Annotated in this window: 14 protein-coding genes; 9 read left to right on the top strand and 5 right to left on the bottom strand. The window is 65.0% G+C overall.

Going from position 1 to position 12,980, the window contains the following annotated elements; genetic code table 11:
* Positions 1–3: 3 nt before the first annotated feature.
* Positions 4–222: a SlyX family protein gene (locus CIT37_RS31125; RefSeq protein ID WP_028141773.1), complete on the bottom strand. Its 219-nt coding sequence runs from the start codon at positions 220–222 to the stop codon at positions 4–6.
* Complete coding sequence (gene trhO / locus CIT37_RS31120; RefSeq protein WP_095424450.1) at positions 212–1,006, bottom strand: oxygen-dependent tRNA uridine(34) hydroxylase TrhO; 795 nt, start codon at positions 1,004–1,006, stop codon at positions 212–214. The genes CIT37_RS31125 and trhO overlap by 11 nt, the downstream gene beginning before the upstream one ends.
* A gap of 199 nt (positions 1,007–1,205) precedes the next feature.
* On the opposite strand from trhO, the gene ggt reads away from it, so the two are divergent.
* The 5 genes from ggt (at position 1,206) to CIT37_RS31095 (ending at position 7,419) form a co-directional block, all read left to right on the top strand.
* Positions 1,206–2,792 (top strand): gamma-glutamyltransferase, encoded by a 1,587-nt coding sequence (ggt, locus tag CIT37_RS31115; RefSeq protein ID WP_028141771.1) that lies wholly within the window; start codon positions 1,206–1,208, stop codon positions 2,790–2,792.
* Positions 2,793–2,961: 169 nt separating this feature from the next.
* Positions 2,962–3,576, top strand: coding sequence for a (2Fe-2S)-binding protein (locus tag CIT37_RS31110; protein ID WP_028141770.1), 615 nt, complete (start codon positions 2,962–2,964; stop codon positions 3,574–3,576).
* 4 nt (positions 3,577–3,580) lie between these two features.
* A complete protein-coding gene (locus CIT37_RS31105; RefSeq protein WP_038972588.1) occupies positions 3,581–4,600 on the top strand; it encodes an FAD binding domain-containing protein in 1,020 nt (339 codons plus the stop codon).
* Positions 4,601–4,602: 2 nt separating this feature from the next.
* Entirely contained in the window at positions 4,603–6,894 is a 2,292-nt protein-coding gene (locus CIT37_RS31100) for a xanthine dehydrogenase family protein molybdopterin-binding subunit (RefSeq protein WP_095424451.1), read from the top strand.
* A gap of 60 nt (positions 6,895–6,954) precedes the next feature.
* Positions 6,955–7,419 carry an FKBP-type peptidyl-prolyl cis-trans isomerase gene (locus tag CIT37_RS31095; protein WP_028141767.1) on the top strand — a complete coding sequence of 155 codons (465 nt, stop codon included), beginning with the start codon at positions 6,955–6,957 and terminating at the stop codon, positions 7,417–7,419.
* 143 nt (positions 7,420–7,562) lie between these two features.
* On the opposite strand, the gene CIT37_RS31090 is transcribed toward CIT37_RS31095, so the two are convergent.
* Positions 7,563–7,781, bottom strand: coding sequence for a CsbD family protein (locus CIT37_RS31090; RefSeq protein ID WP_026202894.1), 219 nt, complete (start codon positions 7,779–7,781; stop codon positions 7,563–7,565).
* A gap of 127 nt (positions 7,782–7,908) precedes the next feature.
* Between CIT37_RS31090 and CIT37_RS31085 the strand changes: the two genes are divergently transcribed.
* From CIT37_RS31085 to CIT37_RS31075, 3 genes are all read left to right on the top strand, one after another.
* A complete protein-coding gene (locus CIT37_RS31085; RefSeq protein ID WP_007606929.1) occupies positions 7,909–8,421 on the top strand; it encodes a cupin domain-containing protein in 513 nt (170 codons plus the stop codon).
* A 116-nt stretch (positions 8,422–8,537) separates the two neighbouring features.
* Positions 8,538–8,966 (top strand): VOC family protein, encoded by a 429-nt coding sequence (locus CIT37_RS31080; RefSeq protein WP_091956138.1) that lies wholly within the window; start codon positions 8,538–8,540, stop codon positions 8,964–8,966.
* Between the two features lie 41 nt (positions 8,967–9,007).
* Positions 9,008–9,496 carry a VOC family protein gene (locus tag CIT37_RS31075; RefSeq protein ID WP_095424452.1) on the top strand — a complete coding sequence of 163 codons (489 nt, stop codon included), beginning with the start codon at positions 9,008–9,010 and terminating at the stop codon, positions 9,494–9,496.
* Positions 9,497–9,610: 114 nt separating this feature from the next.
* Here the strand turns inward: CIT37_RS31075 and CIT37_RS31070 are convergent, their stop codons facing one another.
* Both CIT37_RS31070 and CIT37_RS31065 read right to left on the bottom strand, forming a co-directional pair.
* Complete coding sequence (locus CIT37_RS31070; RefSeq protein ID WP_161966242.1) at positions 9,611–10,765, bottom strand: hypothetical protein; 1,155 nt, start codon at positions 10,763–10,765, stop codon at positions 9,611–9,613.
* A gap of 2 nt (positions 10,766–10,767) precedes the next feature.
* A complete protein-coding gene (locus CIT37_RS31065) occupies positions 10,768–11,469 on the bottom strand; it encodes a FecR family protein (RefSeq protein WP_161966241.1) in 702 nt (233 codons plus the stop codon).
* Positions 11,470–11,520: 51 nt separating this feature from the next.
* On the opposite strand from CIT37_RS31065, the gene CIT37_RS31060 reads away from it, so the two are divergent.
* Positions 11,521–12,951 (top strand): phospholipid carrier-dependent glycosyltransferase, encoded by a 1,431-nt coding sequence (locus CIT37_RS31060; protein ID WP_095424455.1) that lies wholly within the window; start codon positions 11,521–11,523, stop codon positions 12,949–12,951.
* The last annotated feature ends 29 nt before the right edge of the window (positions 12,952–12,980 follow it).

Genomic DNA, 12,980 nt, shown 5'->3' with positions numbered 1-12,980 from the left:
GGCTCAATAATGCGGCGGAGGTTCGTTGGCTGGTCCAGGCGCATTGGCCTCGGCTTCCTGCAGCCGCTCGCCGAGTTCTGCGATCTTCCGCGTCAGCAGATCGATCTGCTTCCACTGCGCGGTGATGGTCTGGTTCAACGTCTCGATCGTGTCGTCCTGGTAGGCGAGGCGCGTTTCCAGTGTGTCGATGCGCTCGCTCAGCGTCTTGATCTCATTCGTCACGGCCGTGTCCCTTGTCCCGTTCGCGCAAACCGGATTCTTGCAAGCCGGATTCTTGCAAGCCATGGCCGAGCGCGACGCGCTCATCGAACACGAAGCATTCGCCGCGCCAGCGGCTCTGCGCCTCCGGCACCTCTTCCAGATATTTGAGAATGCCGCCCTTGAGGTGATAGACCTCGGCAAAGCCGCGCGCGAGCAGATGCGCGCTCGCCTTTTCGCAGCGGATGCCGCCGGTGCAGAACATCGCGATCCTGCGGTGCTTTGCCGGATCGAGCCCGACGGCGGCAAAGTCCTTGAACTGGCCGAAGCTCCTGATGCCGGGATCGACGGCGCCTTCGAACGTTCCCATCGCCACCTCGAAGGCGTTGCGGGTGTCGAGCAGCAGCGTGTCGGGCGCGGAGATCAGCGCGTTCCATTCGCTCGCATCGACATAGGTGCCGACCTGGCGGGTCGGATCGGCAGCCTCATCGCCAAGCGTGACGATCTCCTTCTTCAGCCGCACCTTGAGCCGCCCGAACGGCATCGCTTCGGCGGCCGAGAATTTCAATTCGAGATTGTTCAGCCTGCCGCCGAACATGTCGCCGTGAGCGAGCTCGTGGGCAAGGACGTCGATTGCCTCCGGCGCACCGGCGAGCGTGCCGTTGATGCCCTCATGCGCCAGCAGCACGCTGCCCTTCAGCTTAAGGCCGGCGCAGAACGCGCGCAGGGGTTCGCGCAGCTCGCGGTAATCCGGGAGTGCGGCGAATTGGTAGAAGGCGGCGACCTTGATCGAATCCGGATCAGACATGGCGGCTCGTTTAGCAGGCGGCCGCCGTCCGGAAAACCCGCATGGCCGCCGGCCTCGAAAGGTCTATTCGCTCAGCGGATGGCAGCCATTTCCCTGGTATGCCAGCATTGCCCCGGCGGGCCGGAATGTGTCATGTAACCCCGGTTTTTTCCGAGATGGCGCGCCATCCGCGCCACGGGCCCAAGAGAGCAAGAATTCGATGAGAAACTTTCATTTCCCAGGCAGGTCCACGGTCCACGCCACCAACGCGATGGTGGCGACCTCGCATCCGCAGGCCTCGCTCGCCGCGATCGAGGTGTTGCGCGAAGGGGGCACCGCGGTGGACGCGGCGGTAGCGGGTTCGGCCCTGCTTGGCGTGATCGAGCCGCAATCGACCGGCATCGGCGGCGACTGCTTTGCGCTGATCCAGCCGCGCGGCGAGGGCAAGATCATCGCCTATAACGGCTCCGGCCGTGCCCCGAAGGCGGCGAACGTCGACTGGTACCTGGAGCGCAAGATCAATTCGGTGCCGCTGACCTCGGCGCATGCGGTCTCGATCCCCGGCGTGGTCGATGCCTTCGCGACCGTCTTGCGCGACCATGGCAAGTTCGGCTTCGACCGGCTGCTCCAGCCCGCGATCAAGGCGGCCGAGGAAGGCTACGTCGTCGCACCCCGCATCGCCTTCGACTGGAAGAACCAGTTCGAGAAGCTGAAGGGCGGTACCAACACAGTGCGTTACCTGTTGCCGGGCGGTAAGCCGCCGGTGGCCGGCGACGTCATCCGCCAGGCCGAGCTCGGCAAGACCCTGCGCGCGATCGCCAAGGACGGCCGCGACGCCTTCTACAAGGGCCCGATTGCCGAAGACATGGTCGAGACCCTCAGGGGCATCGGCGGCTTGCACACGCTCGACGATTTCGCCGCGCACACCACCGAGACGACGACGCCGATCGGCACCGTGTACAAGGGCTACGACGTCTGGCAGTGCCCGCCGAACGGACCCGGCCTCACCATGCTGCTGATGCTGAACATCCTGTCGCGGTTCGACCTGACGAAATACGCGCCGCTCAGCATCGAGCGTTTCCATCTCGAAGCTGAGGCCGCGCGCATCGCGTACATGCACCGCGAGCTGCACGTTGCCGATCCCGACCACATGCAGGTCGAGGTCGCCAGGATCCTCGCCAAGGAATTCTGCGACGAGCACATCGCCAAGATCCGCATGGACGGCATGCTCGACCTGCCGAACGTCGCACCGCCGATGAATCCGTCGACGATCTACATCACCGTCGTGGACAAGGACCGCAACGTCTGCTCGTTCATCAATTCGATCGCGCATTCCTTCGGCTCGGCGATCGTCTCGAACAAGACCGGCGTCCTGTTCCAGAACCGCGCCGGCGGCTTCCGCATCCAGCCCGGCCATCCCAACTGCATCGCCGGCGGCAAGCGGCCGCTGCACACGATCATGCCGAGCCTGCTCACCAAGGGCGGCCGCTCCGTGATGCCGTTCGCGGTGATGGGCGGGCAGTACCAGCCGGTCGGCCAGACCCGCGTCGTGACCAACATCCTCGACTATGGCTGCGATGTGCAGGAGGCGATCGACATGCCGCGCGGCCTGCACTACGAGGGCCAGTATCAGCTCGAGGACAGCGTGCCGACTGACATCGTCGAGGGCCTGAAGAAGCTCGGCCACAAGACCACCAGTGTGGTCGGCCCGCTCGGTGGTGCGCAGGCGATCTGGATCGACTGGGAGAAGGGCACGCTCACCGGCGGCTCCGATCCGCGCAAGGACGGCTGCGCGCTCGGCTATTGAGTGCTGCCGCGCGGGGTTCCGCGCGCAAGATCAGGAAAAGTTGACGAAGGGCGGCGCGGCATTTGCTGCGTCGCCCTTTCTCGTTCGGAACAGAGTTCATTGCTTCCGGTTAAGGGGCGATGGGCGGTGCAGGCGTGCGCTGCTTTGCAGATAAGCGGCGGAGGCGTCGATGTCCGACACATCAAGTTCCAAACAATCAGCATTCGATCGGCGCGCCTTCATGGCCGGCGCGGCTGGCAGTGCGCTCGTCCCGATCACCGCGCGCGCGGCCACAGAGGAAGCCAAAGCCCCAGCTGCACAGGACCCCTCACTTCCCGTCGACGTCACGCTGCGGGTCAACGGCAAGGACAAGCGCCTGCGCATCGACGCGCGCACCACGGTGCTCGATGCGCTGCGCGACCACCTCAAGCTCACCGGCAGCAAGAAAGGCTGCGACCACGGCCAGTGCGGCGCCTGCACGGTGCTGATCGACGATCGGCGGGTGGTGTCGTGCCTGACGCTCGCGCTCGCGGCGGAAGGGCAGGAGATCACGACGATCGAGGGGCTGGCGACCGACGATCGCCTGCACCCGATGCAACAGGCTTTCGTCGACAACGATGCGTTCCAGTGCGGCTATTGCACGCCTGGCCAGATCATGTCCGCCGTGGCTTGCGTCAAGGAGGGACATGCCGGGAGCGAAGCCGACATCCGCGAATACATGAGCGGCAACATCTGCCGTTGCGCGGCCTATCCCAACATCGTCGCGGCCGTGAAGCAGGCCGCGCCCGAGATCATGAAAGGCTAGGCGCATGCGACCTTTTTCGTATCAACGGGCAACAGACCCCGACATGGCCGTGCAGGCGCTGAGCGCTGCCGCGGCGGCAGCCAGCAATCCGTTGACCCAGGCGACAGCCCAGCCGCTTGCGGGCGGCACCACGCTGATCGATTTGATGAAGCTCGACGTGATGCGGCCCGCCGCGATCGTCGATATCAATCCGCTCGCGCACGCCTGGTCGGCGATCGAGCCCGGCAGCGACAGCTTGCGGCTCGGCGCGCTCGCAAAGATGTCCGATGTGGCCGCCCATGCCGAGATCCAACGCAATTATCCGGTGATCGCGAGTTCCCTGAAGCTCGCAGCCAGCGCCCAGTTGCGCAACATGGCAACGCTCGGCGGCAACGTGATGCAGCGGACGCGCTGCAGTTATTTCCGCGACGTCTCCTACGAGAATTGCAACAAGCGCAATCCCGGTTCCGGCTGTGCCGCCATGGACGGCGTCAACCGCATGCATGCCGTCCTCGGCACGTCAGATCAGTGCATTGCGACCTATCCCGGCGATTTCGCGCAGGCGTTGATCGCCCTCGATGCCGTGGTCGAGATCACGGGCAGGGCCGGCACGCGCACGATGCCGTTCGCAGAGCTGCACAAGGCGCCGGGGAACTCCCCCGACATCGAGACAACGCTTCAGCCCGGCGAGCTGATTTCGGCCTTTTCGATCCGGGGCCGCTGGCCTCGCTCGGTGTATCTCAAGGCGCGCGACCGGCAATCCTACGAGTTCGCACTGTCCTCGGCTGCGATCGCGCTCGACGTGCAAGAGGGCACGATCCGGGATGCGCGCGTCGGGCTCGGCGGCGTCGCCACCATGCCCTGGCGGGCGCGCGAGGCGGAGGCGCTGCTGAAGGGACAAAAGTTCGACGAAGCTCTGGCGCAACGCGTCGCTGATGCTGCTTTTGCAGACGCCCGCGGCCGCCGGCACAACAGCTTCAAGATCGCGCTCGGCAAGCGCGTGGTGGCGCGCGCGCTCCAGCAGGCCGTAACGATGGAGATCTGATCATGACCGCTGCAGCTCCCTCGCCCAAGGCGAATATGGGCCAGCCCGTGCCGCGCTATGATGCGGCTGCAAAGGTCACGGGGCGGGCGACCTACGCCTCCGACATGCCGCTGGATAATCCGGCCTATGCATTCCTGGTCACCAGTGCGATTGCCAAGGGCCGCATCGACCGTTTCGATCTCGATGAGGCCAAGGGTGTCCGCGGCGTAATCGAGATCGTCACCCACGAGAACGCCCCGAAGCTGAGGGAGTCGAAGCTTTTCAGCAATGGCGGCTATGCCGGAACGACGATCCAGCCGCTGAAGTCGGCCGAGATCGCCCATGACGGCCAGATTATCGCTGTCGTTGTCGCGGAGAGTTACGAGGCCGCGCGCGAGGCCGCCAATCGTGTCAAGGTCAGCTACACCGCCACCGCGCCCAGCGCGAGCTTCGATTCGCCGGGAACAACCACGGCTGCCGCAAAGGGCCAGAACGCGCAGTTCAAGGAAGACCCCGCGGTCGGCGATTTCGCCAAGGCATTCGATGCGGCCGAGATCAAGCTCACCGCCGCCTACGACACGCCGACGCAGCATCACAATCCGATGGAGCTGTTTTCGACGAGCTGCGCCTGGATGGGCGACAATCTCGTCATCTACGAAGGCAGTCAGTTCGTCTATGGCTTGAAGCACGGCGTCGCCGAGCAGCTCGGCATCGACGCCGACAAGGTGCGCGTGGTCAATCCCTATGTCGGCGGCGGCTTTGGTTCGCGCGGTTCGATGACGCCGCGGACCGCCATCATCGCCGGCATTGCCAAGCGCCTGGGCCGCCCGATCAAGCTGGTCCCGACCCGCGATCAGGGTTTCACCATTACGACCCACCGTGCCGAGACGCGCCAGGAGATCAAGCTTGGCGCAAACCGGGACGGCAAGCTGCTGGCTTTGAGGCATGTGGGCGCCGAGGTCTCCTCGCGCGCCGATGCCTATTGCGTCGGCGGCACCAAGACGACGACGCGGCTCTATGCCTGCCCGAACGTCGACAGCCTGGTGTCGATCGTGCGTGCCGACCGCAACACGCCGGGCTTCATGCGCTCGCCGCCGGAGGTGCCCTATCTGTTTGCGCTGGAGAGCGCGATGGACGAGCTCGCGGTTAAGCTGAACATGGATCCGGTCGAGCTTCGGCGCATCAACGACACTACCAACGAGCCGATCGGTGGCAAGCCCTACACCTCGCGCTCGCTGATGGCGTGCTTCGACGAGGCCGCCAAGGCCTTCGGCTGGGCGCAGCGCTCGCCGCAGCCGAAATCGATGTCGGACGGCGACTGGCTGATCGGCTATGGCTGTGCCGCGACCTGCTATCCGACGCAGATGGGGCCGTCGGCCGCGCGCGTGCGCCTGCAGCGCGACGGCCGGACCCGGGTCGAGATCGCCGGCCACGAGATCGGCACCGGTGCCTATACGGTCATCGCCCAGACCGCGGCCGAGCGCCTCGGCGTGCCCCTCGAGAAAGTTGCGGTCTTCATGGGTGACAGCGATCTGCCACCGGCGCCGGTTGCCGGCGGCTCGAACTCGACCGCGAGCACCTGCTCGGCGGTGATGATGGTGTGCGACCAGATTCGCCAGCGCCTGTTCAAGGCCGCGATGCCGGCTCAAAGCCTGACCGACCGGGCCAAGGAGACCGTGGGTCTCGGCCAGACACCGGCCACGCAGGCCGCGAAGGGCGATCGTCCACTCGACATCGAGAAGGCCTTCGATGCGCTCGGTGTCGGCGTCGTCGAGGAATATGGCGAGTGGAAGCCGGAAGGCGCGCCGCTGGATTCCTTCCGCGCCATGCACAACGGGCAGGTGCGGCTCGTCGGCGGTCATGCCATGAAAGACCAGATCGCCTACGCATTCGGCGCCGAGTTCGTCGAGGTCCGTGTCAATCGCTTCACCCACGAAATCCGCTGTCCTCGCCTCGTCGGTGCGTTTGCGGCGGGCAGGATCATGAATCCGCGCACGGCGCGCAGCCAGCTGATGGGCGGACTGATCTGGGGCATGTCGTCGGCACTGCTGGAGGCCACGGAAATCGACGAGCGCAATGCGCGCTACGTCAACGACAATCTTGCCGACTACCTCGTGCCCGTGAATGCGGACGTCGCCGGAGTCGAGGTCATTTTGCTCTCCGAGCAGGATGACCGCATCAATCCCGTCGGCGTGAAGGGCCTCGGCGAGCTCGCCAATGTCGGTACCAATGCCGCGATCTGCAACGCGATCCACCACGCCACCGGCCAGCGCATCCGCAAGCTCCCGGTCCGACTGGAAAATATCGAGGTGTGAGGGGTGGAAACCGCACCCGCGTTGCGCTAGACACCTTCCGCCTCAAACGGAAGGTGCCTTATGCAGCGTTTCCAGCGCGCGCTCCTCACCCTGATGTCGGCACTCGCGATCACGGTGATCGCAGGCGTGTCGCATTTCGTTTCCACCACGGCCTCGGCCCAGACCGCAGGAAAGACCATGACCACAGCTTCAGGCTTGCAGATCATCGACTCCACCGTCGGCACCGGTGCCTCGCCGCAGCCCGGCCAGATCTGCGTGATGCACTATACCGGCTGGCTCTATGAGAACGGCCAGAAGGGCAAGAAATTCGATAGCTCCGTCGATCGCAAGGAGCCGTTCGAATTCCCGATCGGCAAGGGCCGTGTCATCGGCGGCTGGGACGAGGGCGTCGCCTCGATGAAGGTCGGCGGCAAGCGCACGCTGATCATCCCGCCGCAGCTCGGCTACGGTGCCCGCGGCGCCGGCGGCGTGATCCCGCCGAACGCGACGCTGATGTTCGACGTGGAATTGCTCGCGGTGAAGTGACGCATCGCGTCATTCCGGGATGGTCCGAAAGGACCAGACCCGGAATCTCGAGATTCCGGGCTCGGTGCTACGCGCCGCCCCGGAATGACGGCAAGAAAAAGACCGGCCTTTCGGCCGGTCTTTTCGCTTTTGGATGCCGCGCGTCATTCCGTCGCGCGCTTTGCTCCTGCCGCTGCGCGATCGATCGCGTCCTTTGCGGCGTCCTTGGCATCGCCCATGGCCTGCTGGCCCTTGCCCTTCACTTCCTGGACCACGCCTTCGCCCTTCATGCGTTCGGAACCGGTGGCTTCACCGATGCCCTGCTTGGCCTTGCCGATCGCCTCGTTGGCGTTACCCTTGATCTTGTCGGTCGTGCTACCCATGAGACTCTCCTTCCATTTTGCTCGCAAAGGCAACGTCCCGCAGCTACGAGGGTTCCGATTTTGGTATGGCTCGCGGGTGCGGCTTCGGGTTAGTTTGCCGCGCACGGAACCAACAGAAAGCAAGTCCATGACCGGCCATGACCATTCGCATTCCCACCATGACCACGATCACGACGATCGCTGGAAACATGACGGCGTGCGCGTCATTCCCGGCAACCAGCTCGATACCAACGTGCCGTCGACGGCGGGCATGGACCGCGCGGCCGCGATCAATTTCGCGCGCGTCGGCGCCCAGAAATTGTGGGCCGGCACCGTCAGCATCAAGCCGGATGCCAAGACCGGCGCACACCATCACGGCCATCTCGAAAGCGTCATCTACGTGGTGAAGGGCAAGGCGCGGATGCGCTGGGGCGAGAGCCTGCAATTCACCGCAGAGGCCGGCCCCGGCGATTTCATCTTCGTCCCGCCTTACGTGCCGCACCAGGAGATCAACGCCAGCCCCGACGAGGTGCTGGAATGCGTGCTGGTGCGCAGCGACGGCGAGGCAGTGGCGATCAACCTCGACATCGAGCCGGTCGAGAAGCCCGAGACAGTGCTGTGGGTCGACCCCATCCACCGGGATCCGAACGAGAAGAAGTAAGACCGCCCCGCGGTGGGAGGCGCGATCGTCTCCGGGGGTGAAAAAATATTCGGAAACCGTGTCGGGTGGCCCCCTGGCGATCCGTCCTTGGGCAGAACCCGCCCAAGGAGCTTCCGATGCCCAGGATGATTTTCCTCAATCTTCCCGTGACCGACCTCAAACGTGCGACCGCCTTCTATGAGGCGGTCGGCGCGACCCGGAACCCGCAATTCAGCGACGACACGGCGAGCTGCATGGTCTTTTCCGAGGCCATCTACGTGATGCTGGCGACCCACGACAAATTCCGCCAGTTCACGCCGAAGCCGATCGCAGATGCCAGGACCTCGAATCAGGCGCTGTTCTGCCTGTCCGCCGACACCCGCAACGAGGTCGACGCGATTGTCGGCAAGGCAGAGGCGGCAGGCGGGGTGGCCGATCCCAGCCCGAAGGACGAATACAGCTTCATGTACGGCCGCAGCTTCGAGGATCCGGATGGCCACATGTGGGGTGTGAACTGGCTGGACATGGCGGCTGTCCCTCCGCAGCCCGCTATGGCGAATGCCTGATCCCAGTCCGTCGAACGCTAAACCAACGAGGAGCATTCACGATGTCCAAGGTCGTACCCTGCATGTGGTTCAACGGCGATGCCGAGGAAGCCGCGAAGTTCTATGTCTCGCTCGTGCCGAACTCGGCGATCACGCACGTTCAGCGCAATGTTTCGGACGGCCCCTCCGGCAAGGAAGGCTCCGTGCTCGTCGTCGAGTTCACGGTCGCCGGTCAGCCGCTGGTCGCGCTCAACGGCGGGATGAAGATGGAATATACCCATGCCATTTCGCTGATGATCCATTGTGATGATCAGGCCCAGGTCGACAGCGTCTGGAATGCGTTCCTCGCCCATGGCGGCAAGGAAGAGCAATGCGGCTGGCTCCGGGATCGCTGGGGCGTGGCCTGGCAGGTGGTGCCGAAGGTGATGTTCGAATTCCTGTCGAGCCCGGACAGGGCAGCGGCCGCGCGCGCGATGCAGGCGATGATGAAGATGGTGAAGCTGGATGTCGACGTGCTGCGCCGCGCGTTCGAGGGCAAGTCGGCGGCGTGACGACGACACGGGTGCCGTAGGGGGCAAAGGTGCTCTTGCGCCGTGCCCACGATCCGACTCCGGTGGAGAGAAGTGGTGGGCACGCGTTCGCTTTGCCCACCCTACGAAGCTGCCTCAGTAATTTATCCGTAAGCCCACGCCGCCGTGGATGGTGTTGCCGACGGGCTGCGGGCCGAGCGTGCCGTTGGCGAAGAGATCCACGACCCAGCCCTTCTGCACGCGGAAGCCGAGCCGCCCGCCATATTCGAACGAGCCCTGGTTGCCCATGGTCGGCACCACCACGCCGTCGCCGGTCACGGTGGCGACGATGCCGCTGTGGCTCGCAAACGACTGCACCCAGCCGCCGTTGATGTTGGTCTCGACGTTGCTGCCGAACAGATGCGTCCACTGGCCGCCGATCTTGACCAGGCTGGTACGGTCGGTGCCGGTCGCGATGGTGGCGTCGAACGGGTTGAAGGCCACGGCATTGTCGCTGTAGCCGGACACGCGCTGCCAGAGCTGCCAGACTTCGATCGAAGCTGCGACCTCGTCGCGCGGCGAGACGCGGCTCATCCAGCCGGCGCGGCCGTAGACCGCGTAGTTCGAAGCGTTGGTCGAGCTCGTCACGCTCACAGGACCGAGGCTGGTATTGTAGCTGCGGGTGTAGCGCGCCTTCTCCCACGGCGTCAGGATCGTTCCGACGTCGAAGAACGGACGTGACGATCCCCAGTCGGTGAAGTCGTAGCGGAGGGCAAAGGCGCCGATCGGCGCGCCGGTGATCTTGTAGCCGCCCTCGTTGTAGTGCGTGTAGGCGATGCCGGCGAGCAGCGACAGATTGTTGGTGAGCTCCTTGCGGCCGTGGATACCGGCCGAGAACGAGCCGGCCGAGCCGAACGCGCTGATGCAGTCGCTGCAATTGACCTGCTCGTTGACGCCGAGCAGGACCGTGCCGAGCACCCGGTTGGTGATCATCTGGTTGAAGCGCTGGCCCGCGAGGCCGCCGATCGAATTGCCGCTGGAATCGGCCCCGGTCGGTGTCGGGCTCGGCGACGGATATGGACTCGGCGACGGGGAAGGATAGGGGCTCGGCGAAGGGGAGGGTGAGGGCGACGGAGAATATGTCGGCGTCGGAGACGGTGAATAGGTCGGGTAGGGCGTCGGCTCGCCGCATCCGATTTCGCAGGTCGCTTGAGCTGCGGCGGGACGAATGTCGAGCGCGACAAACGCCAGCGCAGCGGCCGCGGTCAGCAGGCCGGTGAGGGCGAAGAGCCGAAAGTTGAATTTCGCCATCGTCAGCGCCCGCACAGCATGCCGTCGTCCTGGACGGCCGGCGTGATGGTCGGCGAGGCGCCGGCATATTGGTTCACCGCGCACAGGCCGGCACTTGCGGCGCAGTTGGCGGCGAAGGTCCAGGGCGGCGTGTTGGTCTTGGTGATCGAGACCTTGCCGCCGGTCGATGTGATGATGGCGGTGTCGCCCGGCTGGGTGAGCTGCACGCATTGTGAGCTCGTCGTGCAGACGCTGGCCGCGCCGTCCTGAAGCACCACGACGGAGCGACCGCGCTGCGAGAGGATGTCGAGCGTGGTGCCGCGCACACCGATGGTCGCAAGCGGCGTCGTGATCTTGTAGGCGGTCTTCTCGGAATGGCCGGTGACGAAACGGAATGCGCCGGTGGTCATGCGGATCGCGACGTCGCGATAGCTGTGCTCGTCGTTGAAGACGGTGCGGTCGAGCTTGAGCGTGGCGCCGGGGCCGAGCGACAAATTGGTGCTGTCGGCCATCACGAAGCGCGCGGCACTGTCGGAGCCGGTGCGCACGGTCTCGTCGCGCAGCATGCTGTCGCCGACACTGATCGGCGTGGTGGCCGCGGCCACGCGCACCACTTCGTTCTGGATCACCACCGCTTCGCCGACGCGCGTCTGCGCCTGCGCAGCAGGCGCCGCGCACAATGCGGCCGACGACAGGATAGGGAAAAGCCAGAAACGGAAATTCATTTCGCAACCGATCGATGTGTCCCTGATCGTACCGGATCGCGCGCGCTTCTGATGTGGCGAAATTATCACAAGCGGAGCGGTACGTGCGTTATGCTTAGTGACAGCCGCGGCGGAATGCGTTCAATGAAAACCGCGATCCTTATTTTTGTCCGCGGTGACGCAAATTTGCCACGCAAAACATCCCCACAGCAGCTGCTTGAACGGTCCGCAGTCCCGAGATTGTCGCGAAGCGCAGTGGTAGCTGTCGCTATTTTCCTAGCTGCCCATCTCGCGCTGCTGATCGGCCTCGCGACGCCGGAGAAGTTCGTCTTTGACGAGGTGCACTATGTGCCGGCGGCGCGGCAGATGCTGGCCCCGGCGATGTCGCAGCCGATGCTCAATCCGATGCATCCGCCGCTCGCCAAGGAGCTGATCGCGGCGTCGATCGCGGCCTTCGGCGACAACGCGTTCGGCTGGCGTTATCCCGCGACATTGTTCGGCGCATTGGCGATCGTCGCGATCTATCTGTGTGGGCTCGCGCTGTTCTCCGCGCAAGGGCCGGCGATCGCCGCGGCGCTGATCGCCGCCGTGAACCAGATGCTCTACGTGCAGGCGCGCATCGCCATGCTCGACATCTTTGCGCTCGGCTTCGGTCTGCTCGCGACCGCCGCCTTCATGCATGGTTTTCGACGGGAGCGGCCGCAGGCGCTGTTCGCGCTCGCCGGCAGCCTGTTCGGCCTGGCCGCTTCCTGCAAATGGAGTGGCCTGTTTCCACTCGGCGTCTGCATCGTCATCGTCGCGGTGATCCGCCTGATGCAGGGCTGGCGCACGCTGTTCGCCGACGCGAAGCCGGACGACTGGTACCGGCCGGACCTCTGGCCCGGCCTGAGGCTGCATCATGTCGCGCTCTGCTTCGCCATCCTCCCGGCGATGACGTATCTTGCGGCTTTCGTTCCGCTCTACGGCGTGTCGTTGCCGGATCTGATCGAGGCGCAGCGCCGGATCTTCGCCGACAACACCACGACCGCGATCGCCGGACACACTTATATGAGCGCGTGGCCATCCTGGCCGCTGCTCGCGCGCCCGGTGTGGTTCCTGTTCGACAAGAGCGCGGAGGACAACGTCTCCGCAATCGTCTTCCTCGGCAATCCGCTGGTGTTGTGGCCGGCTCTGCTCGCACTCGCGCTCGTGCTGCGCGATTTCATCGTGCTGCGCCGCTGGGATGCGTTCCTGATCGCGGCGTTCTATTTCGGTCCCTGGCTCGCCTGGGCATTGCTGCCGCGCACGCTCGGGTTCATCTACTACTATCTGCCGGCCGCCACCGCGGCGTCGCTCGCGCTGGTCTATGTGCTGCGCCGGGACGGCCTGCCGCGCTGGCTGCTGTGGGCCTATGTCGGTGTCGCCGCGATCGGCTTTGCGGTCATGCTGCCCATCTCTGCGGCCTTCATCGGCACGTCGATGCGGAGTTTTGGCCGGCTGATGCTGTTCCAGAGCTGGATATGACATCGCCGCCTGCCGGGGCGGCAGGCGGC

The organism is Bradyrhizobium ottawaense (assembly GCF_002278135.3).
GTDB classification, from domain to species: Bacteria; Pseudomonadota; Alphaproteobacteria; order Rhizobiales; family Xanthobacteraceae; genus Bradyrhizobium; species Bradyrhizobium ottawaense.
Note: the sequence above shows the minus strand (reverse complement) of the source record. Positions and strands in the feature narration are given on the sequence as shown.

What these genes read in the sequence shown, in the direction of transcription:
- trhO (WP_095424450.1), bottom strand. Translation starts at nt 1,006, where the DNA reads ATGTCTGATCCGGATTCGATCAAGGTCGCCGCCTTCTACCAATTCGCC.
- ggt (WP_028141771.1), top strand. Translation starts at nt 1,206, where the DNA reads ATGAGAAACTTTCATTTCCCAGGCAGGTCCACGGTCCACGCCACCAAC.
- CIT37_RS31110 (WP_028141770.1), top strand. Translation starts at nt 2,962, where the DNA reads ATGTCCGACACATCAAGTTCCAAACAATCAGCATTCGATCGGCGCGCC.
- CIT37_RS31105 (WP_038972588.1), top strand. Translation starts at nt 3,581, where the DNA reads ATGCGACCTTTTTCGTATCAACGGGCAACAGACCCCGACATGGCCGTG.
- CIT37_RS31100 (WP_095424451.1), top strand. Translation starts at nt 4,603, where the DNA reads ATGACCGCTGCAGCTCCCTCGCCCAAGGCGAATATGGGCCAGCCCGTG.
- CIT37_RS31095 (WP_028141767.1), top strand. Translation starts at nt 6,955, where the DNA reads ATGCAGCGTTTCCAGCGCGCGCTCCTCACCCTGATGTCGGCACTCGCG.
- CIT37_RS31090 (WP_026202894.1), bottom strand. Translation starts at nt 7,781, where the DNA reads ATGGGTAGCACGACCGACAAGATCAAGGGTAACGCCAACGAGGCGATC.
- CIT37_RS31085 (WP_007606929.1), top strand. Translation starts at nt 7,909, where the DNA reads ATGACCGGCCATGACCATTCGCATTCCCACCATGACCACGATCACGAC.
- CIT37_RS31080 (WP_091956138.1), top strand. Translation starts at nt 8,538, where the DNA reads ATGCCCAGGATGATTTTCCTCAATCTTCCCGTGACCGACCTCAAACGT.
- CIT37_RS31075 (WP_095424452.1), top strand. Translation starts at nt 9,008, where the DNA reads ATGTCCAAGGTCGTACCCTGCATGTGGTTCAACGGCGATGCCGAGGAA.
- CIT37_RS31070 (WP_161966242.1), bottom strand. Translation starts at nt 10,765, where the DNA reads ATGGCGAAATTCAACTTTCGGCTCTTCGCCCTCACCGGCCTGCTGACC.
- CIT37_RS31065 (WP_161966241.1), bottom strand. Translation starts at nt 11,469, where the DNA reads ATGAATTTCCGTTTCTGGCTTTTCCCTATCCTGTCGTCGGCCGCATTG.
- CIT37_RS31060 (WP_095424455.1), top strand. Translation starts at nt 11,521, where the DNA reads ATGTGGCGAAATTATCACAAGCGGAGCGGTACGTGCGTTATGCTTAGT.